This is a genomic window from Rhodococcus sp. SORGH_AS_0301 (assembly GCF_030818285.1).
In the GTDB taxonomy this organism is placed as follows: domain Bacteria; phylum Actinomycetota; class Actinomycetes; order Mycobacteriales; family Mycobacteriaceae; genus Rhodococcoides.
Window position 1 is genome coordinate 3,012,575 of the sequence record NZ_JAUTAC010000002.1, and the last position, 20,271, is coordinate 3,032,845.

Here is a 20,271-nt window from a genome sequence, read left to right on the forward strand (position 1 = left end):
GGGTGTACTGCTCCAGCCTGATCTGTGTGTGAGTACCCGGGAGGGTCGGATGCGGCCCTAACGGTACCGGAGGCCTATCGGTCCTTCCGGTCTCGTGTCACCTCGGGCCTGGGAATGGCCGCGATCAGGCGCTTGGTGTACTCCTCCGCCGGATCCCGGAGGATCCGTCCGGGCGTCCCGAGCTCGACGACGGCGCCGCCCCGCAGCACCGCCACCCGATGCGCGAGGCGGTCGACCACGGCGAGATCGTGACTGATGAACAGGCACGCGAAGTGCAGTTCGGTCTGCAGTTCCTCGAAGAGGTCGAGAACCGCGGCCTGCACCGAGACGTCGAGCGCGCTGGTCGGTTCGTCGGCGACCAGCAGATCCGGCTTCAGGACGAGTGCCCGCGCCAGCGATGCCCGCTGACGCTGACCCCCCGACAGCTCGTGCGGGTACCGCTTCTCCGTGCCCTTCGGGAGCTGGACCGCATCGAGCCACTCCACGACCGTGCGCGCGATGTCCGCCTTCGACCCGGCCTTGTGCACGATCATCGGCTCGGCGATGCACTGGCCGACGGTCAGTCGGGGGTTGAGCGACGTGGACGGATCCTGGAACACGAATCCGAAACGCTTGCGCAGACTCTTCAGCGCGGACCCCCGCAGCCTGCCCACGTCCTGACCGAGGACGTCCACCGAGCCGGACGTCGGCTTCTGCAGTGCGGCCACGCAACGGCCGATGGTGGACTTGCCCGAACCGGACTCCCCCACCAGACCGAGGGTCTCGCCGCGGTGCAGATCGAAGGTCACCGAGTCGACGGCCCGGAAGACGGGCTGACCGATGCCGCCGGGGAACTGCACGACGAGATCGCGCACCGACAGCACCACCTCGTCCGAGACGGTGCGATCGGTGACCACGGGATCGAGCGTCGGGACCGCCGCCAGCAACGTCTTCGTGTAGTCGGCCTTCGGCGCAGCGAAGAGATCGTGGACGAGTGCCTCCTCGACCACCTCGCCGTCCTTCATGACGACGACCCGATCGGCGATGTCCGCCACCACGCCCATGCTGTGCGTGATCAGCACGATCGCGCAGCCCAGACGGTCCTTGAGGTCGCGCAGCAGGTCGAGGATCTCGGCCTGCACGGTCACGTCGAGTGCCGTCGTCGGCTCGTCCGCGATGATCACCTTCGCCTCGCAAGAGATGGCGATCGCGATCATCACACGCTGCTTCTGGCCACCGGACAGCTCGTGCGGGAAGTAGCCGAATCGCCGCTCCGGGTCGGGCAGACCCACCATGGTGAGCAACTCGATCGCCCGGAGGCGGGCAGCCTTCTTGTCCAGCACCTTCCCGTCCGGTCCGGCGTGAGCTCGCAGGGCCTCGACGATCTGGAAACCGACGGTGAACAGCGGGTCGAGGGCGTTGCCGGGTTCCTGGAACACCATCGCCACGGCATTGCCGCGGAGATCGGCCCACTGCTTGTCCGACAGCGACGTCACCTCGCGTGACCCCACGGTGACGGTTCCGCGTACGCGGGCGGTGTCCGGGAGCAGCCCGATGGCGGAGCGGACGCTGACCGACTTCCCGGAGCCCGATTCGCCGACGACGGCCAGGACCTCGCCGGGGAAGACCTCGAAACTCACTCCCCTGACGGCGTCGACGGGCCCGGCGTCGGTGGCGAAGCTGACCGACAGTGCCTCGAGGGTCAGAGCCGCCTGCGGGGTGGACGCTGAGGCCGTCATGAGGGGTCCTTCTGCTTGCGGCGTGTACGAAGAACGGGATTGAGTGTCTCGCTCACGCTCTCGCCGACCATGGTCATGCCGAGCACGACCAGGACGATGGCCGTGCCGGGGAAGATCGACGTCCACCAGATGCCGTTGGAGATGTCCGGCAGCGCCTTGTTGAGGTCGTATCCCCACTCGGACGCGGACGTCGGCTCGATGCCGAACCCAAGGAAGCCGAGACCCGCCAGGGTCAGAATGGCCTCGGCGCCGTTGAGCGTGAGGATCACCGGCAGTGTCTGCGTGACGTTGGCGAGGATGTGGCGGAACATGATCCGCACCGGGCCGGCGCCGGTGACCCGCGCCGCGTCCACGTAGGGCTCTGTCTTCACCGAGACCGTCGCGTTGCGCACCACGCGGAAGTACTGCGGCACGAAGACGGCGGTGATGGCGATCGCGGCCGAGAGGACACCACCGAAACTGCTGGACTGGCCTCCGGCGACGACGATCGAGACCACCACGGCGAGAAGCAGACTCGGGAACGCGTACATCGCGTCCATGAAGAGGACCAACACCCGGTCCACCCACCGGCCGACGTAGCCGGAGAGCAGTCCTAGGGGAACGCCCACCACGATCGACAGCACCAGCGACGTGACGATGACGAGCAGGGCGGTCCGTGCGCCGTAGACGACGCGGGAGAACACGTCCTCTCCGCGCACCGACGTCCCGAAGATGTGGTCCGCACTCGGCGCCGCCTGGCGCGCGAACTCCATGCCGTCGGCGGACGTCTGGGAGAAGGTGTACGGCGCGATGAGCGGAGCGAAGACCGCCATGATCACGAACAGCACCACCAGCACGAGCCCGATGACGATGGTGGCCTTCTGCAGTCCGGCACTCGAGCGGATGATCGACAGGCCGGGCACACCCCGACGTCGCTTCGGCGCCTCGATCGAGCCGACGCTCACCTCGATACTCATCAGAACCTCACTCGTGGATCGACGATCGCCACGATGGCGTCGGTGAGGAAGCTGACGACCGCGACGACGATGGCCAGGAACGTGACGATGCCCTGGACGGCGATGAAGTCGCGCGCCTGCAGGTAGCGAGCGAGCTGATAGCCCAGTCCCTGCCACTCGAACGTCGTCTCGGTGAGCACCGCGCCGCCCAGCAGCATGGCGATCTGCAGCCCCATCACGGTGACGACCGGGATGAGCGCGTTGCGGAAGGCGTGCCGCCGGGCGACGACGCGCGCCGAGAGTCCCCGTGCGCGCGCAGCTTCCACGTAGCCGGACTGCAGGGTCTGCAGAAGGTTCACCCGCACCAGGCGCAGGAACACGCCGGCGGTGAGAAGTCCGAGCGCGACCGCGGGGAGCACGGCGTGCTTCAGCACGTCGACGGTGTAGCTCGGCTCCCCGTAGAGAATCGAGTCGATCAGCAGGATGTTGGTCTTCGGTGACACGTTCTGCAGTGCCAGTTCGACGTTGGTGCTCGCCCGGCCCGCCACCGGCAGCCACCCGAGCTTCACGGCGAAGACCAGCTTGAGCAGCATGCCGACGAAGAACACCGGCGCCGCGTAGAACAGGATCGCCAGGATGCGCAGGGTGCCGTCGGAGATCGAGTCGCGGCGGGTCGCGGCGTAGAAGCCGAGGGGGATGCCGACGGCGAACGCGACGAGCAACGCCCAGAACGCGAGTTCCAGCGTCGCCGCGCCGTTGGTGATCAGCACACCGCTGATCTCCTGGTTGCTGGTCGCGGAGCGACCGAAGTCTCCCCGCAGCAGACCGGACAGGTACTCCCAGTACTGCACCAGGATCGGCCGGTCGTAACCGGCCGCGGCGCGTCGTTCGGCGATCTGGTCGGCGGGCAGTCGTCCACCGAGGGCAGCACTGATGGGATCGCCGAGAACGCGCATGAGGAAGAAGACGACCGTGACCAGGATCCATGCCGTGGGAATGATCAGCAGGAACCGGATCACGAGATAACGGGCGAGCGCGCCGTAGCGTGACGACGCGCTCGCCCGTGACTGCTTCCCCACCGACGCCTCGTCGGGCGTGGTGGTGACCATGGATCAGCCCTTCGTGAGCGGGGTGAAGCGGAACTTGAACGAGGCGTCGAGAGTCTCGTCGACACCCTGGACCTCGTCCGTCGAGATCGCGATCTGCTTGCCCTCGAGGAGCGGCAGCGTGGACACGAAGTCCTGCGCCATCCGCGTCTGGATCTCACCGATGATCTCGGAGCGGCGAGCCGGGTCGGTCTCGGTCCGCTCGGAGTCGATCAGCGCAGTGATCTCGGGGTTCTCGAAGTGGTTCTGCAGGAAGTTGTCCGGTGCGAAGAACGGCGTCAGGTAGTTGTCCGCATCCGGGAAGTCCGGGAACCAGCCGAGCTGGTAGACGGGGTACGTGTCCGCGACGCGTTCCTTGTTGTAGGTGTTCCACTCGGTGGACTGCAGGTTCACCGTGAACAGGCCCGAGCTCTCGAGCTGCGCCTTGACCGCCGCGTACTCCTCCGACGACGAGGAACCGTAGTGATCGGGGTTGTACTGCAGATTGACCGCGACCGGGGTCTGCACACCGGCGTCGGACAGGAACTTCGCTGCCTCGTCCTTGTTCGGGGCCTCGCCGTAGACGTCCTTGAACGCGGTGTTCGCGCCCTCGAGGCCACTGGGCACCACGGACCACGCCGGCGTGAACGTGCCCTTGTAGACGTTCTCCGACAGTGCGTCACGGTCCACCGAGGCGGCCATGGCCTTGCGGATCGCGAGCTTCTGCTCGGGTGTGCCGCCGGGCATCGTGTTCTGGTTGAAGACGATGTAGCGGAGCTCGCCGCCGGGGCCCTCGTGGACGGTGAGGCCGTCCACCTGGTCGAGCGACTCGATGTCGGTCGGGGTCAGCGAACGCCACGCGACATCGATGGACTTGTTCTGCATGTCGAGCTTGAGGTTGTCCGCGCTGGTGTAGGTGCGCAGGGTGACCGATCCGGTCTTGGGCTCGCCCAGCACGCCCTTGTAGTCCGCCGCGGCGGAGAAGCTGACGAGGGAGTTCTTCTCGTAGCTGTCGATCGAGTAGGGGCCGGCGAAGGGCTTGGCCGCCACGACCGCGTTGTCGTCCATGATCGAGTCGGCCGGAAAGACCTCGGAGTCGATGATGGGCCCGGTGTTGGTGGCGAGAACCTGGGGGAAGGTCTGGTCGTTCGCGGCCTTCAGCGTGAACTCGACGGTCTTGTCGTCCGGCGCGGCCACCGAGTCCAGGTTGGCCAGCAGCGAGGACGGGCCGTTGGGATCGTTGATGGACACGATGCGATCGAACGAGAACTTGACGTCCTCGCTGGTCAGCGCGTGGCCGTTGGCGAAGGTCAGGTCGTCCTTCAGCGTGCAGGTGTAGACCGTCGGCTGACTGAACTCGCAGCTCTCGGCGGCGTCGGGCTGCAGTTCGTCGCTGCCGGGGGCGTAGTTCATCAGGAACGGATAGACCTGGTTCATGATCGTGAACGAGCCGTTGTCGTACGAGGCGGCAGGATCGAGCGAGTAGACCTGGTCGGTGGTGCCGACGACGAGCGCCTCGCCGCCGCCCTCACCGCCTGCGCCGCCGCCGTCGTCGGTGCGGCCGGAGCCGCACGCTGCCGCGGTGAGAGCCGCGACGGACAGGATGGACACGGCTGCGGTGCGCCGCGCCGTGCGTCCTCGGGAGGGCACGCTCATGGTGTGGATGTCCTTCGTGAGTCTGGGCCCGCGGTGTCGGAAGCGCGCGTCGCGTCCCGTCCGGCCGGGTCGTTCCGGTGGTTCGGTGAACGGCACGTTACCGAGTGCGCATGTCGTTCATGTGTCGAACCACACGAAATTTTTAACATGACCGGTACTTACCTGTCCGACCGCCTGATGTCCAACAGCTTTTCGCCTCGCGGAGACAGCCGATATCCCACCTTCAGACTCTCGGTCAGACCCAGCGCCTTCAGTCGACGCACGCGCGGCTTGAACACGTCGCGTTCGAGTCCCAGCACGGCGCCGAGGTCCGCCGCCAGCACCGCCGGGCGCTCCCGGATCAGCTCGAGGGTGCGCCAGGCCCACGGCGCGTCGGCACGCTCGTCCATGCGATCGAGCTTCGTGGTCACCATGGCGACGTCGTCGTCGGACAGATCGTCGTCCGCACGCAGCCCCACTCGCGGGTCCTCGCCCCGATCCGGCCGGCCTCCGGCCTCCCCGCCACCGAACGACACCTCGACCCGCCAGACGGGATCACCGTCAGCGCCCCGAAACCCCTTGCGCAAGGCCGAGATCGAGGGCTCTCCCGCCGCGCGGGCATCGTCGTCCGTGAGCGACTCGGGGTCGCACTCGGTGATCGAGTCCACGACGACGACACCGGCCGGCGTGTGGATCCACGTACCCGCCTTGACGCGCCTCTTCGCCCAGCGCCGGTACTGCACCCGGATCGTTCCCGTCGCGATCGCCTCGGCGATCGCGAGCCGGATCAGCATCTGGGTGTCAGGGGCGCGAGAGAGCGCTCACGTTGTCGACGGCAGCGGGCATCGCGATGCCCGCTGCGGTCGCCAACATGCCCTCGAGGACGTTCTTGCCCATGGCGGTCTCCTTGGGGAGCTCGATGGGGTACTTGCCGTCGAAGCACGCGGAGCACAGCCGCGTCGCGGGCTGCTCGGAGGCGGCGATCATGCCCTCGATCGAGATGTAGCCCAGCGAATCGGCGCCGATGGCCTGCCGCACACCCTCGAGCATGCCGTCCTCGGAGTCCATGCCGTTGGCGATCAGTTCCGCGGGCGAGGCGAAGTCGATGCCGTAGAAGCAGGGCCAGCGGACCGGCGGCGACGCGATGCGCACGTGGATCTCGAGCGCGCCCGCCTCGCGCAGCATGCGTACCAGGGCCCGCTGGGTGTTGCCGCGGACGATCGAGTCGTCCACCACGATGAGGCGCTTGCCCCGGATGACCTCGCGGAGAGGGTTGAGCTTCAGCCGGATGCCGAGCTGACGGATGGTCTGCGACGGCTGGATGAACGTGCGTCCGACGTAGGCGTTCTTCATCAGGCCCTGGCCGTACGGGATGCCGGAACCCTGCGCGTAGCCGACGGCGGCGGGCGTTCCCGACTCCGGGACCGGGATCACCAGATCGCCCTCGGCGGGGTGCTCCTCGGCCAGGCGGCGGCCGATCTCGACGCGGGTCGAGTGGACCGACCGGCCACCGATGACGCTGTCGGGGCGTGCGAGGTAGACGTACTCGAAGATGCAGCCCTTGGGCTCGGGCGCGGCGAAGCGGGAGGATCGCACGCCGTCCGCGTCGATGGCGAGCAGCTCGCCCGGCTCGATGTCGCGGACGAACGAGGCGCCGACGATGTCGAGGGCGGCGGTCTCCGAGGCCACGACCCAGCCGCGGTCGAGACGGCCCAGGGACAACGGACGCACACCGTGGGGGTCACGTGCCGCGTAGAGGGTGTGCTCGTCCATGAAGGTCAGGCAGAAGGCACCCTTCAGCGTCGGCAGCAGTTCCATGGCCGCCTGCTCGATGGTGCTGTCCGCGGCGCCGTGCGCCAGCAGTGCGCCCACGATGTCCGAGTCGGAGGTGGCACCGGTCCCGCGCGGGCGGCCCATGATGCCGGCGTCGCGCGCCCGCTCCGACAACTCGGCCGTGTTCACGAGGTTGCCGTTGTGGCCCAGGGCGATGCCGCTGCCGGCCGCGGTGGTGCGGAAGATGGGCTGCGCGTTCTCCCACGTCGTCGATCCGGTGGTGGAGTACCGGCAGTGCCCGATGGCGATGTGGCCGCTCATGGCGCCGAGAGTCTGCTCGTCGAACACCTGGCTCACCAGACCGAGGTCCTTGAACACCAACACCTGGGACCCGTCGGCCACGGCGATGCCGGCGGCCTCCTGACCGCGGTGCTGCAGCGCGTAGAGGCCGTAGTACGTCATCTTCGCGACGTCCTCGCCGGGGGCCCACACACCGAAGACGCCGCATTCCTCCCGCGGCTCGTTCTCGTTGATGTCCAGTTCCGGACCGGATGTGTCATCGAGCAGATTCGGGCTGTTGACCGAGGGGTCACGAGTCACGACGCGCTCTCCTAGAAGCCGGGAGGGGTGGGGTGCAGGCCACGCTGCACGCACACTCGGGGAGTCTACGGGCAACCCCGCGATCAACAAGCCGTCGGCAGGCACCGATACCGCGGTGAGCTGTGATCCACGACTCGCGGCGCGGTGCCATGATGGAGACATGGTCAGCAGACTTCCGTACGGCGTCACCCCCGAACAGCCCGGCGAGGGGCAGGAATCGGTGTGGGACTACCCGCGTCCGCCGGCCCTCGAGGCGTCCACGAAGCATCTCGTGGTGCGCTTCGGCGACGTGGTCGTCGCCGACAGTCACGCGGCCCACCGCGTCCTGGAGACCAGCCATCCGCCCACCTGGTACATCCCGCGGGCCGACGTCGACGAGAGCCGACTGCGGCGCTCGAGTGCGCGATCGACGATGTGCGAATGGAAGGGATCCGCCACCTACTGGGACATCGTGGGCGACGACGGCGCCGTGCTCGAGGCCGGCGGCTGGAGCTACGAGAACCCCACCCCGTCCTTCGCACCGATCGCCGGCGCGCTCTCCTTCTCTCCCGTGTCCCTGACGTGCGAGCTCGACGGCGAGGTGGCACGCCCGCAGGAGGGCGGCTTCTACGCGGGGTGGATCACCCGGGACGTCGTCGGACCGTTCAAGGGCATCGCCGGGAGTTGGGGCTGGTAGTGGCCGAGAAGAACTTCTACAGCCACTCCGACGCGGCCGAGAAGTCCCGACGCGACAAGGCCGTCGCTCTCGCTCGGTATCTGTGGGACCGCGACATCTCAGCGGACGATCTCGCGGCGATGGCCGCGGACGTCCGACGCAAGGTGGCCCGGGCCGCGGACATCAACCCGCCCAGCTCCGACGAGACGTGGACGGTGGTCTCGACGCTGTTGCGCGAGAAGGCCGAGTGGGCGCGCGATCACCCCGATCACGACGCGGCCCGCCGGGCGCATTCCGACGAGAAGATTCTGTGGGTGAAGCCGCCGGTGCAGCCCTGGCGGTGACAGTCAGATACGCACGAGCGGAAGCCAGTGCGCCACCTCGCCGGCGCGGCCACCCGATGCCGTGACGCCCGCTCCGCGCACGGCGTCGTCGAACGCCACGCGCCCCGTCACCAACAACAGCCATGTCCGCGGGTCACATTCGACGACGTTCGGCGGCGTCCCTCGGGTGTGACGCGGCCCGACGATGCACTGCACCGCGACGAACGGCGGCACGCGCACCTCGACACTCGAGCCCGGCGCCGTCTGCTCGATGGTGCGCGCACTGAGCCGCACCGCGGCGGCGAGATCGGCGCGCGGCGGCTTCGGGAGGTCGGGGTCGTCGAGCCACGGAGACACGGTCTGCAGTGCGCTCCGGAGCTCGGCCGGGTCGACGGGTTTCGAGGGTGCCACGCTGTTCAGTGTCTCACCGAGCGCGGTGTGCCCCGAGCCGTGCCTCACGGTCCAGACGTCGCCCGCATTGACGGGATCCCGCCGATTCTCGCGAGTTGTGGATGCTGAGGCACGGTCTGATCAACGAGGACCGCCGCAGTCCGCGATGGACGCTTCACTGTCTCCATGACACCGAACCCCTATCAAGGATCGACCATCGACCACCTCAACGTGACAGTCACGAACGTCGACCGCTCACTCGCGATCTACGTGCCGGCCCTCGCGGTACTGGGTATCGAGAAGTTGCTCGACGTCACCGGCGGGTCGGACGACGACTACGTCCGCATGGTCGGATTCGGCAGTGGCCGCAAAGCCGTTCCTCTGGCTGGTCCAGGGAAGCACCGTCGATCCCGCACTGCACGTGGCGTTCTCGGCACCGACCCGTGACGCCGTCCGGGAGTTCCACGCCGCGGCCCTCGCGGCGGGCGCACGGGACAAGGTGTCTCCGCGCGTCTGCCCCGAGTACCACGAGAACTACTTCGGCGGCTTCGTGTACGACCCCGACGGCCTCAACCTCGAGGCGGTCTGTCACCTCGAGTAGAGCGCCACCACGTCGATGCGATCGCACCGACCGAGTTGGCGGCCCAGTGCAGTGCCATGGGCGTCAGAATGGTGCCGGTTCGCCGCTTCGACTCGACGAACAGTGCGCCGGCCGCCCCGGTGAACAGGACGACGGGCACCGACCTGCCCGAGTCGTACCAGTGCCAGACCCCGAATGCCGTGGAGCCGACCACCAGTGCGGCACGGGGACCCACCACGGCGGTGGCCACGGTGTCGACGACGCCGCGGAACAGGAATTCCTCGGGTAGCACTGTCCCGATGGGGATGTCGAACAGCACCCATCGGGCCAGTCCGGTCACTTCTCGGGACCGTCGGCGTCGGCGTACTCGTTCATGACGACGCGGATGCGTTCGGTGTCGGCCTGCGTCCACCCGTCGGGGGCGGCCACAGCGGCGAAGCCGTCGAGCACCGTCGTCCCGTAGTTGTGGCCGTGCCCGTCCGGCACGCCGGCCGCGTTCGTGAGGTCGGCACTCACCTGCCAGAAGGTGACGAACGGGAACCACCGCATGCTGGGCAGTCGGTCGTACCCGGGCGGCTCGGCGAGCCAATCCGGACGCTGGAAGATCAGATCCGGCGTCCACCACACGATGGGGTCGGACGGGTGCTGGATGTACAGCACGCGCGGGTAGGGCCAGTCCCCGCTCAGCGCCTCGACGTCACGGGTGCTGTCGGCGAACCGCATCAGCAGTCCGCCGGCGTAGACGGGTTCCACCTCGGTGGTTCCCGGATCGCGTCGGCTGACGTAGGTGTCCCAGATGCGATTGGAGTTCGGCGGGCCCACCCACAGCACTCCGTCGACGGTGTCCCGGATGTCGGCGATGTCCGCGAACGCGCCTTCGCCGGCCTGGGTTCCGAGACTCTCGCCGTAGACGTAGAACTTGGGCCTGGTCGCCTCGGGCTCCTGCTCCCATCGCTGGTGCACGGTGTCGATGAGCAACTTCCCCGCGGCCGCCGCCTTCTCGCGATCGGCGAGGAAAGAGATCCAACTCGGAAGGTACGAGTACTGGGACGCCACGAGCGCGACGTCCCCGTCGTACATCAGTTCCACGGCCCGAGCTGCGGTGGGATTGACCCACCCGGTTCCCGTGGTCGGGATGACGACGATGGCCTTGCGGGAGAACGCATCGGTTCGATCGAGTTCGCGTACCAGGAGATTCATGCGCTCCTCGTCCGTCTCCGCGCTCTCGAGTCCCACGTACGCGCGGATCGCCTCCATGCCCGTGCGGCCGGTCGCTCGGGTCATCTCGTCGGCCGACAACCCACCCGAGACGAAGTTCCGGCCCTCGAATCCCAGTGTGTCCCAGTCCACGAGCGAACCGGTACCACCGGAACGCTCGGGCACCGTCGGCTGTTCGGCACCCTCACGCGTGTTGCTGTTCTGAGTGCTGAAGACCGAGTTGGCGACGGTCATGGTGCCGCGCAACAGCACACCCTGCACCAGTGTGACGAGCACCGTCACGACGAGGAGGAACCCCACGAGGTTGGCAACCCACTGCGGGAGTCGGATCAGACGCAGGATCGAGCGCACGACGAAGCGGCGGATGTCCCGGATGACCCGCCACAGGCCGATGAGCGCGGCGCACACCGCGAAACTGATGATGCCGGTGCGGATGAACCCCGTGGACGTGAGCCCCTCGGCGCCCATGAGCGCGGCGAGCTGACGCTGCCAGTCCGCAGAGGCGTAGAGCATGACCGCTCCGGCGACGGTCGCGATCACCGGGACAGCGACCAGGAGTGCGCGCTCCACGCGGATCGGCAGCGGCCACCACGGCTGCTGACGAAGCACCGTGCGCAGGAGAATCCAGCCGACAGCGACGCCCACCCCGTACCCGATGGCCGCGGTGATGCCGCTGACGATGCCCTGGAACAGCCAGCCGCGTGGCAGCAGTGACGGCGTCAGCGACCAGCAGAAGAACAGGGCGCCGAACGCGATGCCGGTGACGTCGAGCCGCAGCAGACCCCACGCCCAGATCCACGCGGGGTGCTTGCGCACCGTGCGGGTCGCCGAGCTCAGGACGTACGCCGGCAGTTCCTCGAAACTGTGGGGGCGCTGCAGTTCGTCCGACGACCGAGTATCGGTGTCGGTCATCGGACGGTGGCGGTGCCGGGAAGGTCGGTCAGCCGAAGAGCGCCGGGAGCGTCCCCTCGTACGCCTCGCGGAGTTCGGTCAACGGGACACTGAACAGTCCCTGGAACTCCACCTCGTCCGCCCCTTCGTCGGCCACCCCGATACGCGTCCATGGCATCCCCCTCGCGCTGCACATCCCCGTGAACCTGGTCTCCTCGGTCCGAGGGACAGCAACGAGTACCCGCCCGGACGATTCCGAGAACAAGGTGACGAAAGGATCTGTTCCTTCGGGCGGCAGAATGCGGCACCCGGTCTCGCCGGCGAGCGCGACCTCGACGACGGTCTGCGCGAGCCCGCCCTCGGAGAGGTCGTGCGCTGCGGTGACCAGACCGTCGCGGCTCGACGCCGTGAGGATGTCGGCCAGCAACTGCTCGCGAGCCAGATCCACCTGCGGCGGAACACCACCGAGATGGTCGTGGACGACCTGGGCCCAGATCGAGCCGTCCAGTTCGTCGTGCGTGTCACCCAACAGGATCAGGGTCTCGCCCGGCTCCAGGCCGATGCCCGTGGGGATGCGGCGGTGGACGTCGTCGAGGACACCCAGCACACCCACCACCGGGGTCGGCAGGATCGGCGTCGACCCGGTCTGGTTGTAGAAACTGACGTTTCCGCCGGTGACCGGAATGCCCAGTTGCACACAGCCGTCCGCCAGGCCGCGTACCGCCTGCTGGAACTGCCACATGACACCCGGATCCTCGGGCGACCCGAAGTTCAGGCAGTTGGTGACGGCTTTCGGCGTGGCGCCCGTCGTCGCGACGTTGCGGAACGCCTCGGCCAGAGCCAGCTGCGCACCGCGGTACGGATCCAGCGCGGTGTACCGGCCGGACGCATCGGTCGCGAGAGCGATTCCGCGGCCGGTCTTCTCGTCGATGCGCACCACACCGGCATCGGCGTGCTCGGCGAGCACGGTGTTGCCGCGGACGTACCGGTCGTACTGCTCGGTGATGAGCCGCCGACTGCAGAGCTGGGGGGAGGAGATCATCTGCAGCAGGGTCTCGCGCAGTTCCACACCTGTGGTCGGACGGGGCAGACCCTCGGTGGTGTTCGCCACGAGGGCATCCTGGCTCGCGGGCCGCTGCACGGGACGCTCGTAGACGGGACCGTCGTGGGCCACCGTCTTGGGCGGCACGTCGACGACGACGTCGCCGTGCCAGGTGATCTCGAGATGCTCACCGTCCGTGACCTCGCCGATGTCGGTCGCCAGCACGTCCCACTTGGCGCACACCGCCATGAAGGCGTCGACGTTCTCCGGTGCCACCACGGCGCACATGCGTTCCTGCGACTCGCTGGACAGCACCTCCGCCGGCGTCATCCCGGTCGCACGCAGCGGAACCCGATCCAGGGCGATGTGCATACCGCCGTCACCCGCCGAAGCGAGCTCGGAGGTAGCACAGGACAATCCGGCACCGCCGAGGTCCTGGATACCGACCACGAGCTTCTGCTGGTAGAGCTCGAGGCAGCACTCGATGAGCACCTTCTCGGTGAACGGGTCGCCCACCTGCACCGCGGGGAGCTTGCGTCGGCCCTGCTTCTCGTCGAACGTCTCGGACGCCAGCACCGACACGCCGCCGATCCCGTCGAGGCCCGTACGGGCACCGAACAGGATGATCTTGTTGCCCGAGCCCGACGCGAACGCCAGGTGCAGATCCTCGGTACGCATCACTCCGGCGCACAGCGCGTTGAGCAACGGGTTGCCGGCGTAGGACGCGTCGAACACCGTCTCGCCGCCCACGTTCGGGAGGCCGAGTGAGTTTCCGTAACCGCCGACGCCGCGCACGATGCCCTCGAGCACCCGGCGCGTGTCCGGAGCATCAGCCGCACCGAAACGCAACTGATCCATCACCGCGATCGGACGAGCACCCATGGCCATGATGTCGCGCACGATGCCGCCGACGCCGGTGGCCGCACCCTGGTACGGCTCGATGTACGACGGATGATTGTGGCTCTCCACCTTGAAGGTGACAGCCCACCCGTCGCCGACGTCGACCACGCCCGCGTTCTCACCGATTCCGGCGAGCATTCCCGATCGCATCTCGTCCGTCGTCGTCTCGCCGAAGTACTTGAGGTGCACCTTCGACGACTTGTACGAGCAGTGCTCGCTCCACATCACCGAGTACATCGCCAACTCGGCGTCCGTCGGGCGGCGGCCGAGGATCTCCCGGATGCGGGCGTACTCGTCCTCCTTCAGACCCAGCTCCGCCCACGGCTGAGCGACATCGGGCGACCCGGCCGCAGCGGAGACGGTGTCGACCGGAGGGGTGGGGAGGGCGTCGACCTGAGGAGTGGACTCGACAGACACGGTGGATGGGGTCCTTCCCTCGGCAGAATGTCGAGGTCATTCTATGTGCAGGACCCGACACCGTCCGACCGGCCTCCGGCCTGCCCGCTAGTCCCCCTTGACGGCGTAGTCGACGACCACGTTGCCCTTGCTCGTGACGAGGGAGTTGGTCAGGACGAGACGAGTGAGCGGATCCCCCGGCTCGAACAGGTGCTGGCCCTTGCCCACGACGACGGGGTGCGTCATCAGGGTCAGGGTGTCGAGCACACCGGCCAGGAAGAGCTGGCGGACCAGAGAGACGCCGCCCACCAGCGCGATGTCGCCACCGTCGGTCTGCTTGAGTCGACGCACGAACTCCACCGGATCGCCGTCGATGAGCGTCGAGTTCTGCCACGCGAGATCTCCGGTGAGCGTGCGTGAGGCGACGAACTTCTCCACCGGATTGATGAAGCCGGCGAAGGGGTCGTCCGCCCCCGCGTTGCCGAAGTGTTCCGACCACGACTCGTAGGCGACCCGACCCATGACGGCGGTGGTGGTCCTGCTCATGAACCCGCCCATGGACTGGCCGAGTTCGTCGTCGAAACTGTCGAACTGCCACTGGTCGGGAGCCTCGACCACACCGTCCACCGAGTGGAAGAGCCCTGCCGTCACCGCACGCATCGTGTACCGCCCTCGTGAAGAACCGGCGCCGGTCGCCGATCACTGCGGGACAGACCATGCCGGACGCCGGAACCCATCACCCCTCGTTCGCCGCGGACTCGATCCAGTCCGTCGCCGCGTCCGTCAGCTCGGACGACCCGTCGACGGACTCACCGGCCCACCACGACGGGTCGGTGAGATCGCCGTTCACGCGCAGCACGTCGTCCCTCACGGCGGACGGGAGCGGCTCACCGTTGTGCTCGACCAGCCAGTCCCGAGTCTCCGCCGTGACGGCCGGCCACCACTGCGCGATCTCCATCCCGCCAGTCTCCCCCGCCGGGCCCTGTACGGCAGCAGGATTCGTCGGCCGCGTCGACGGGGTTCCCGTACCACCACGCGGCCCGCGCGCACCGCCCGGTGCAGCGCACATCCCGTAGCGTGCGCTGACCATCTCGCGCACCGCCCGGCGGCGGCATCGGATCGCCAGGCGGCCCAACGGCCAGGATGCAACGGGCACCCAGCGCAGCGCAGCCCGACCCAGCGCTACGCCCCCAGGAACGCAGCCAAGGCGTCGGCGTACATGTCGACGTCGTGTGCGCCCATCACCTCGCGCGCGGAGTGCATGGCGAGCTGCGCGGCACCCACGTCGACGGTGGACAGGCCGGTGCGCGAGGCGGTGATGGGGCCGATGGTGGATCCGCACGGAAGGTCGGCCCGGTGGACGTACCGCTGCAGTGGGACGTCGGCTCGCTCGCACGCCAAGGCGAAGGCCGCGGCACCGGCGGCGTCGGTGGCGTAGCGCAGATTCTGGTTGACCTTGAGCACCGGGCCACCGTTGACCTCGATGCGGTGCGCGGGCTCGTGCCGCGAGACGTAATTGGGATGGGTCGCGTGCGCCATGTCGCCCGACGCGTGGATCGACCCGGCCATCGCGCGCAGGAACTCCTCGCGGCCGCCACCACGCGCGAGCACGATGCGCTCGAGGACGGTGTTCATCAGATCCGAGAACGCGCCACGGTCCGACATGCTGCCCACCTCCTCGTGATCGAAGAGTGCGAGCACGGGGATGCAGTCGTCGGCTTGCGCGGCCGCGACGACCAGCGCCTCGGTTCCGGCGTAGCAGGTGCCCTGGTTGTCCAGTCGCGGCGAACTGACGAGGTCGTCCGAGAGTCCCACCACTGCAGCAGGATTGAGGTCGTGGGTCATCAGTTCCCACCCGAGCACGTCGCCGAGATCCACCCCGACCTCGTCGGCGAGGAACCCGATGAACGAGTGGGGTGATCGCCCGACGCCCCAGATCGCGTTCACGTTGTTCTGCGGATCGAGGTGCACTCCCTTGCGATCCTCCGACAGGTGGATCGCCAGCTGGGGCACCCGCAGGATGGGACGGTCGACGCGCACGAGGACGTCTCGCACCGAGCCGCCGTCACGCACACCGAGACGGCCGGAGATGCCGAGATCGCGGTCGAGCCAGGAGTTGAGCCACGCGCCGCCGTACGGCTCCAGGGCGACCATCTGCCACCCGGCGACGTCGAGATCGGGGTTCTGCTTGACGCGGAGGTTCGGACTGTCGGTGTGCCCGCCCACGATGCGGAACGCCGCGTCGGGCGCGCGTTCGGTGGACCAAGCGATGATCGAACCACCGCGGACGACGAGGTACCGGCCGGGCTCGGAGGGCCACGCGTCCGTCTCGGCCACGGCGGTGAACCCGTGCGCCGCCAGTTCCGAGGCCACCGTCTCGACGACGTGGAAAGGCGACGGGGACGCGTCGACGAAGGAACAGAGGCCGGCCGCGGTCGCGGAGGTGAGGGACGCCATGGTCACCGATCGTAGAGAGACGGGGTGCGGAGACAGCGATGCCGGGCCCACCACGAGGGTGGACCCGGCATCACGAGTCGAGAAGGGTTCAGCTGAAGAAGCTCAGGCCGTCGAGGAAGCTTCCGGCGCCACCGAAGATGTCGGACAGTGCACCGAGAAGGTCGACGAAGCTGGCGAGGTCGGTCATGAGGAGCTCCCTTTGTGAGGTTGGTGGGCTTGTTGCCCGCTTGCTAAGTAATCCACACAAAAGAATGGCTCGCAACCCGAAAATTGTCGCGATTCGGTGACGAGAATCGACTCACGGGTCGATCTGTGCACCACCTGCAACGCCGTGCCACGGGTGAGCCATTGTCACCAGCACTGTCACCACGCGTGGACTCCGACCCGATCCGACGCTGACTCCTGCCATTCCACGCCGGGCACACCTGTGGGGCGGACTCGGCCGAGTTCGCCCCACAGGGATGATCGGGTCAGCTGAAGAAGGACAGTCCGTCGAAGATCGATCCGAGCGCGTCGACGATCCCGGACAGGTTCTGGAAGAGTTCGAGCAGATCGGTGAGGTCGGAGGACATGGTGACTCCCTTGGCACGGTGGTGACGAACGGTCGTCCGCCGACGTCAGTTACTCATAGTGACAGTCACTACACAACCGGAATCGAATTGTGCGATCCGACAAGCAGACCGTCGCTCGGCGAACCCTCGCCGAGACCGGGAAAAAGGGGGAAATGCGATGCAGGACTGGGTCGATCACGTCATCTGGTGGCAGGTGTACCCCCTCGGGTTCGTCGGCGCCGAGGCCGAGGCAGTGGACCGCACCGAACACCGACTCGACCGGATCGAGGGCTGGTTCGACTACCTCCTCGAGCTCGGGTGCAACGGCCTCGCACTCGGCCCGGTGTTCGCGTCGGAGACCCACGGCTACGACACCGTCGACCATCTCCGCATCGATTCCCGTCTGGGAACCGACAGCGACATGGACGCGCTCATCGGTGCGGCACGCGCCAAGGGCATCCGAGTTCTGCTCGACGGCGTCTTCAACCACGTCGGCAGGAGCAACCCGCAGTTCGTTCGTGCGGAGCAGGACGGGCCCGACTCGGACGCGGGGCGGTGGTTCCGCTGGAAGGACGGTCGGCCGCGCACGTTCGAGGGCCACGATCTGCTGGTCGAGTTGAACCACGACGAGCCGGCGGTGCAGGAGCACGTCGCACAGGTCATGACGCACTGGCTCGACCGCGGTGTCGACGGATGGCGGCTCGACGCGGCGTACGCGGTCTCACCGGCCTTCTGGGCGGCGGTGCTCCCCCGTGTGCGAGAGGCACATCCCGACGCGTGGATCGTCGGCGAGATGATCCACGGGGACTACGCGTCGTACGTGCGGGAGTCCGGACTCGACTCGATCACGCAGTACGAGCTGTGGAAGGCGACGTGGAGCGCCCTGAAGGACGCGAACTTCTTCGAGTTCGCCCACGCGCTGGGGCGCCACGACGAGTTGCTGCCCACGTTCGTTCCGGCGACGTTCGTCGGCAACCACGACGTCACCCGGATCGCGTCCACCCTCGACGACGACGATGCCGACATCGCCGCCGCGCTGCTGTTCTTCGTGGCGGGAACGCCGACGGTGTACTACGGCGACGAGCAGGGATTTCGCGGAGTCAAGGAGGAGCGGGTGGGTGGCGACGACGCCATCCGACCCGAGTTCCCGGCGACACCCGACGATCTGGCGCCGTACGGATGGCCGCACTACCGGCGCCACCAGGCCCTGATCGCGATGCGGCGCCGGTTCCCGTGGCTGCACCGTGCGCACGCCGAGGTGTCCGGACTGGAGAACACCGCGGTCACCCTCACCGCGACGGACGGCACGACGACACTGGTGCTGTCGGCGAACATCGGCGACGCACCCGTGCCTCGACCGGCCGGAGACATCGTGGCAGCAGCCGACGGAGTGGAGAACGACCTGCGGCCGCACTCCTGGGCGGTGACCGTCAGGCCGTGACGATCGCGTCCAGCGCAGAGTAGAAGATGCCGAGGCCGTCGTCGCTGGGGCCCGTGAGGGCCTCGGTGGCGTGCTCGGGGTGCGGCATGAGTCCCACGATGCGCCCGTCGGCGGACGAGATGCCCGCGATGGACCGCTGCGAACCGTTCGGGTTGTCACCCGAGTAGCGGAACACGACGCGTCCCTCGCCCTCGAGCTCGTCCAGGACCGCCTCGGACGCCTGGAAGCGACCCTCACCGGACTTGAGCGGAACGAGGATCTCGGCGCCCGCCTCGTACCGCGAGGACCATGCCGAGGACGTGCTCTCCACCGTGAGCCACTGATCGCGACACGTGAAGTGCAGGTTGGCGTTCCGGGTGAGGGCGCCGGGCAGGAGTCCGGCCTCGCACAGCACCTGGAAGCCGTTGCAGATACCGAGGACGGGCATGCCGCCCTTCGCTGCGTCGATGACCGCATCCATGACGGGGGCGAAGCGCGCGATGGCGCCGGCGCGCAGGTAGTCGCCGTAGGAGAAACCGCCGGGGACGACGACGGCGTCGACGTTCTTCAGATCTGCGTCGCCGTGCCAGAGGCTGACGGCCTCACCACCTGCGAGCGTGACCGCGCGCGAGGCGTCGATGTCGTCCAGCGTGCCGGGGAAGGTGATCACACCGATCCGGGCGGGAAGGCCGGAGGCCGGTCGATCTTCGAGGCGAGTCACAGCCGGGTCACTTTCCATTCCTCGATGACGGTGTTGGCCAGGAAGGTCTCGGCGATCTGGTCGAGAGTCGCATCGTCGACGTCGTCGCCGACCTCGAGCTCGAACCGCTTGCCCTGACGGACGTCGGAGACACCGGCGAAACCGAGTCGCGGCAGCGCCCCGACGATGGCCTGCCCCTGAGGGTCGAGAATTTCCGCTTTGGGCATGACGTCGACAACCACACGGGCCACGTGAGAGCTCCTGAGCTAAGAGGGCAGATCCAGCAGGCACTTTACCCAGTCCCGAACCACTCCACGAATCCGGCGCATACTGGGGAACCATGGAGCTGACTCACTTCGGACATTCGTGCATTCAGGTGTCGATGGCGGGATCGACGGTGCTGTTCGACCCCGGCGCCTTCTCTCACGGGTTCGAGGGCATCACCGGCCTCGACGCCATCCTGATCACGCACCAGCATGCGGACCACGTCGACACCGATCGGTTGCCGGCGCTCCTCGAAGCCAACCCCGACGCGGCGCTGTACGCGGACCCGCAGACGGCCGACCAGCTCGGGGATCGGTGGACCGCCGTGAACGCGGGAGACGTCTTCTCCATCGGGGGCGTGCAGGTGACGGGCGCGGGCGGCACGCACGCGACGATCCACCCGGACATCCCGCTGATCGACAACATCGCGTATCTCCTCGGCACGCCGGAACAGCCCGGGCAGCTGATGCATCCCGGCGACTCGCTCTTCGTTCCCGACGTGGAGATCGACGTGCTGGCACTTCCCGCAGCGGCCCCGTGGATGAAGATCGGCGAGGGCATCGACTTCCTCCGCGCCGTCTCTCCGCGACTGGCCGTTCCCATCCACCAGGCCATCGTCGCGCCGGACGCGCGCGGCATCTACTACGGCATGCTGTCGGGCCTCGCGGGCGAAGGGACGGAGTTCCGCGCCCTGGAGGAGGAGACGGGCACGTCGCTCTAGACATTCCCGGACCGTCG

The 20,271-nt window shown here is 67.9% G+C and carries 21 protein-coding genes; 6 read left to right on the plus strand and 15 right to left on the minus strand.

Annotation, left to right across the window (positions count from 1 at the left end; translation table 11 throughout):
• Positions 1–74: 74 nt before the first annotated feature.
• The 6 genes from QE397_RS14805 to purF form a co-directional block, all read right to left on the minus strand.
• Positions 75–1,718 (minus strand): ABC transporter ATP-binding protein, encoded by a 1,644-nt coding sequence (locus tag QE397_RS14805; protein WP_307095566.1) that lies wholly within the window; start codon positions 1,716–1,718, stop codon positions 75–77.
• A complete protein-coding gene (locus QE397_RS14810; RefSeq protein ID WP_056446726.1) occupies positions 1,715–2,674 on the minus strand; it encodes an ABC transporter permease in 960 nt (319 codons plus the stop codon). Before QE397_RS14810 ends, QE397_RS14805 begins: the two co-directional genes overlap by 4 nt.
• Positions 2,674–3,762, minus strand: a complete 1,089-nt coding sequence (locus QE397_RS14815; protein WP_081821062.1) for an ABC transporter permease — start codon at positions 3,760–3,762, stop codon at positions 2,674–2,676. Before QE397_RS14815 ends, QE397_RS14810 begins: the two co-directional genes overlap by 1 nt.
• A 3-nt stretch (positions 3,763–3,765) precedes the next feature.
• On the minus strand, positions 3,766–5,394 hold the full coding sequence (locus tag QE397_RS14820; protein WP_056447497.1) for an ABC transporter substrate-binding protein: 1,629 nt from the start codon (positions 5,392–5,394) through the stop codon (positions 3,766–3,768).
• Between the two features lie 158 nt (positions 5,395–5,552).
• Positions 5,553–6,167 carry an ASCH domain-containing protein gene (locus QE397_RS14825; RefSeq protein WP_307095572.1) on the minus strand — a complete coding sequence of 205 codons (615 nt, stop codon included), beginning with the start codon at positions 6,165–6,167 and terminating at the stop codon, positions 5,553–5,555.
• Between the two features lie 7 nt (positions 6,168–6,174).
• Complete coding sequence (purF, locus tag QE397_RS14830) at positions 6,175–7,746, minus strand: amidophosphoribosyltransferase (RefSeq protein WP_307095574.1); 1,572 nt, start codon at positions 7,744–7,746, stop codon at positions 6,175–6,177.
• Positions 7,747–7,906: 160 nt separating this feature from the next.
• Here purF and QE397_RS14835 point away from each other — a divergent pair, with 160 nt between their 5' ends.
• Both QE397_RS14835 and QE397_RS14840 read left to right on the plus strand, forming a co-directional pair.
• Positions 7,907–8,422, plus strand: coding sequence for a DUF427 domain-containing protein (locus QE397_RS14835; protein WP_307095576.1), 516 nt, complete (start codon positions 7,907–7,909; stop codon positions 8,420–8,422).
• Positions 8,422–8,745, plus strand: coding sequence for a hypothetical protein (locus QE397_RS14840; protein WP_056070453.1), 324 nt, complete (start codon positions 8,422–8,424; stop codon positions 8,743–8,745). The genes QE397_RS14835 and QE397_RS14840 overlap by 1 nt, the downstream gene beginning before the upstream one ends.
• Positions 8,746–8,748: 3 nt before the next feature.
• Here QE397_RS14840 and QE397_RS14845 read toward each other — a convergent pair whose 3' ends face one another.
• On the minus strand, positions 8,749–9,135 hold the full coding sequence (locus tag QE397_RS14845; protein WP_222627871.1) for a sterol carrier family protein: 387 nt from the start codon (positions 9,133–9,135) through the stop codon (positions 8,749–8,751).
• 165 nt (positions 9,136–9,300) lie between these two features.
• Between QE397_RS14845 and QE397_RS14850 the strand changes: the two genes are divergently transcribed.
• Complete coding sequence (locus QE397_RS14850; protein ID WP_307095580.1) at positions 9,301–9,561, plus strand: VOC family protein; 261 nt, start codon at positions 9,301–9,303, stop codon at positions 9,559–9,561.
• On the plus strand, positions 9,536–9,715 hold the full coding sequence (locus tag QE397_RS14855; protein WP_307095582.1) for a hypothetical protein: 180 nt from the start codon (positions 9,536–9,538) through the stop codon (positions 9,713–9,715). The genes QE397_RS14850 and QE397_RS14855 overlap by 26 nt, the downstream gene beginning before the upstream one ends.
• Here QE397_RS14855 and QE397_RS14860 read toward each other — a convergent pair.
• From QE397_RS14860 to QE397_RS14885, 6 genes are all read right to left on the minus strand, one after another.
• A complete protein-coding gene (locus tag QE397_RS14860; RefSeq protein WP_051612986.1) occupies positions 9,684–10,034 on the minus strand; it encodes a CPBP family intramembrane glutamic endopeptidase in 351 nt (116 codons plus the stop codon). The two genes, QE397_RS14855 and QE397_RS14860, sit on opposite strands and share 32 nt — an antisense overlap.
• Positions 10,031–11,824, minus strand: coding sequence for an alpha/beta-hydrolase family protein (locus QE397_RS14865; protein ID WP_222641131.1), 1,794 nt, complete (start codon positions 11,822–11,824; stop codon positions 10,031–10,033). Before QE397_RS14865 ends, QE397_RS14860 begins: the two co-directional genes overlap by 4 nt.
• Positions 11,825–11,852: 28 nt before the next feature.
• Positions 11,853–14,162, minus strand: a complete 2,310-nt coding sequence (purL, locus tag QE397_RS14870; RefSeq protein WP_307095584.1) for a phosphoribosylformylglycinamidine synthase subunit PurL — start codon at positions 14,160–14,162, stop codon at positions 11,853–11,855.
• A gap of 87 nt (positions 14,163–14,249) precedes the next feature.
• Positions 14,250–14,792 (minus strand): dihydrofolate reductase family protein, encoded by a 543-nt coding sequence (locus QE397_RS14875; RefSeq protein WP_285187763.1) that lies wholly within the window; start codon positions 14,790–14,792, stop codon positions 14,250–14,252.
• An 85-nt stretch (positions 14,793–14,877) separates the two neighbouring features.
• Complete coding sequence (locus QE397_RS14880; RefSeq protein ID WP_056446702.1) at positions 14,878–15,099, minus strand: hypothetical protein; 222 nt, start codon at positions 15,097–15,099, stop codon at positions 14,878–14,880.
• Between the two features lie 224 nt (positions 15,100–15,323).
• A complete protein-coding gene (locus tag QE397_RS14885) occupies positions 15,324–16,598 on the minus strand; it encodes a M18 family aminopeptidase (RefSeq protein ID WP_307095586.1) in 1,275 nt (424 codons plus the stop codon).
• 729 nt (positions 16,599–17,327) lie between these two features.
• On the opposite strand from QE397_RS14885, the gene QE397_RS14890 reads away from it, so the two are divergent.
• Complete coding sequence (locus QE397_RS14890; protein ID WP_307095588.1) at positions 17,328–18,590, plus strand: alpha-amylase family protein; 1,263 nt, start codon at positions 17,328–17,330, stop codon at positions 18,588–18,590.
• On the opposite strand, the gene purQ is transcribed toward QE397_RS14890, so the two are convergent.
• On the minus strand, positions 18,580–19,290 hold the full coding sequence (gene purQ / locus QE397_RS14895; RefSeq protein WP_307095590.1) for a phosphoribosylformylglycinamidine synthase subunit PurQ: 711 nt from the start codon (positions 19,288–19,290) through the stop codon (positions 18,580–18,582). The two genes, QE397_RS14890 and purQ, sit on opposite strands and share 11 nt — an antisense overlap.
• Positions 19,287–19,520 carry a phosphoribosylformylglycinamidine synthase subunit PurS gene (gene purS, locus QE397_RS14900; protein WP_027504302.1) on the minus strand — a complete coding sequence of 78 codons (234 nt, stop codon included), beginning with the start codon at positions 19,518–19,520 and terminating at the stop codon, positions 19,287–19,289. The genes purQ and purS overlap by 4 nt, the downstream gene beginning before the upstream one ends.
• A gap of 89 nt (positions 19,521–19,609) precedes the next feature.
• Between purS and QE397_RS14905 the strand changes: the two genes are divergently transcribed.
• A complete protein-coding gene (locus QE397_RS14905) occupies positions 19,610–20,254 on the plus strand; it encodes an MBL fold metallo-hydrolase (RefSeq protein ID WP_027504303.1) in 645 nt (214 codons plus the stop codon).
• Positions 20,255–20,271: the final 17 nt, after the last annotated feature.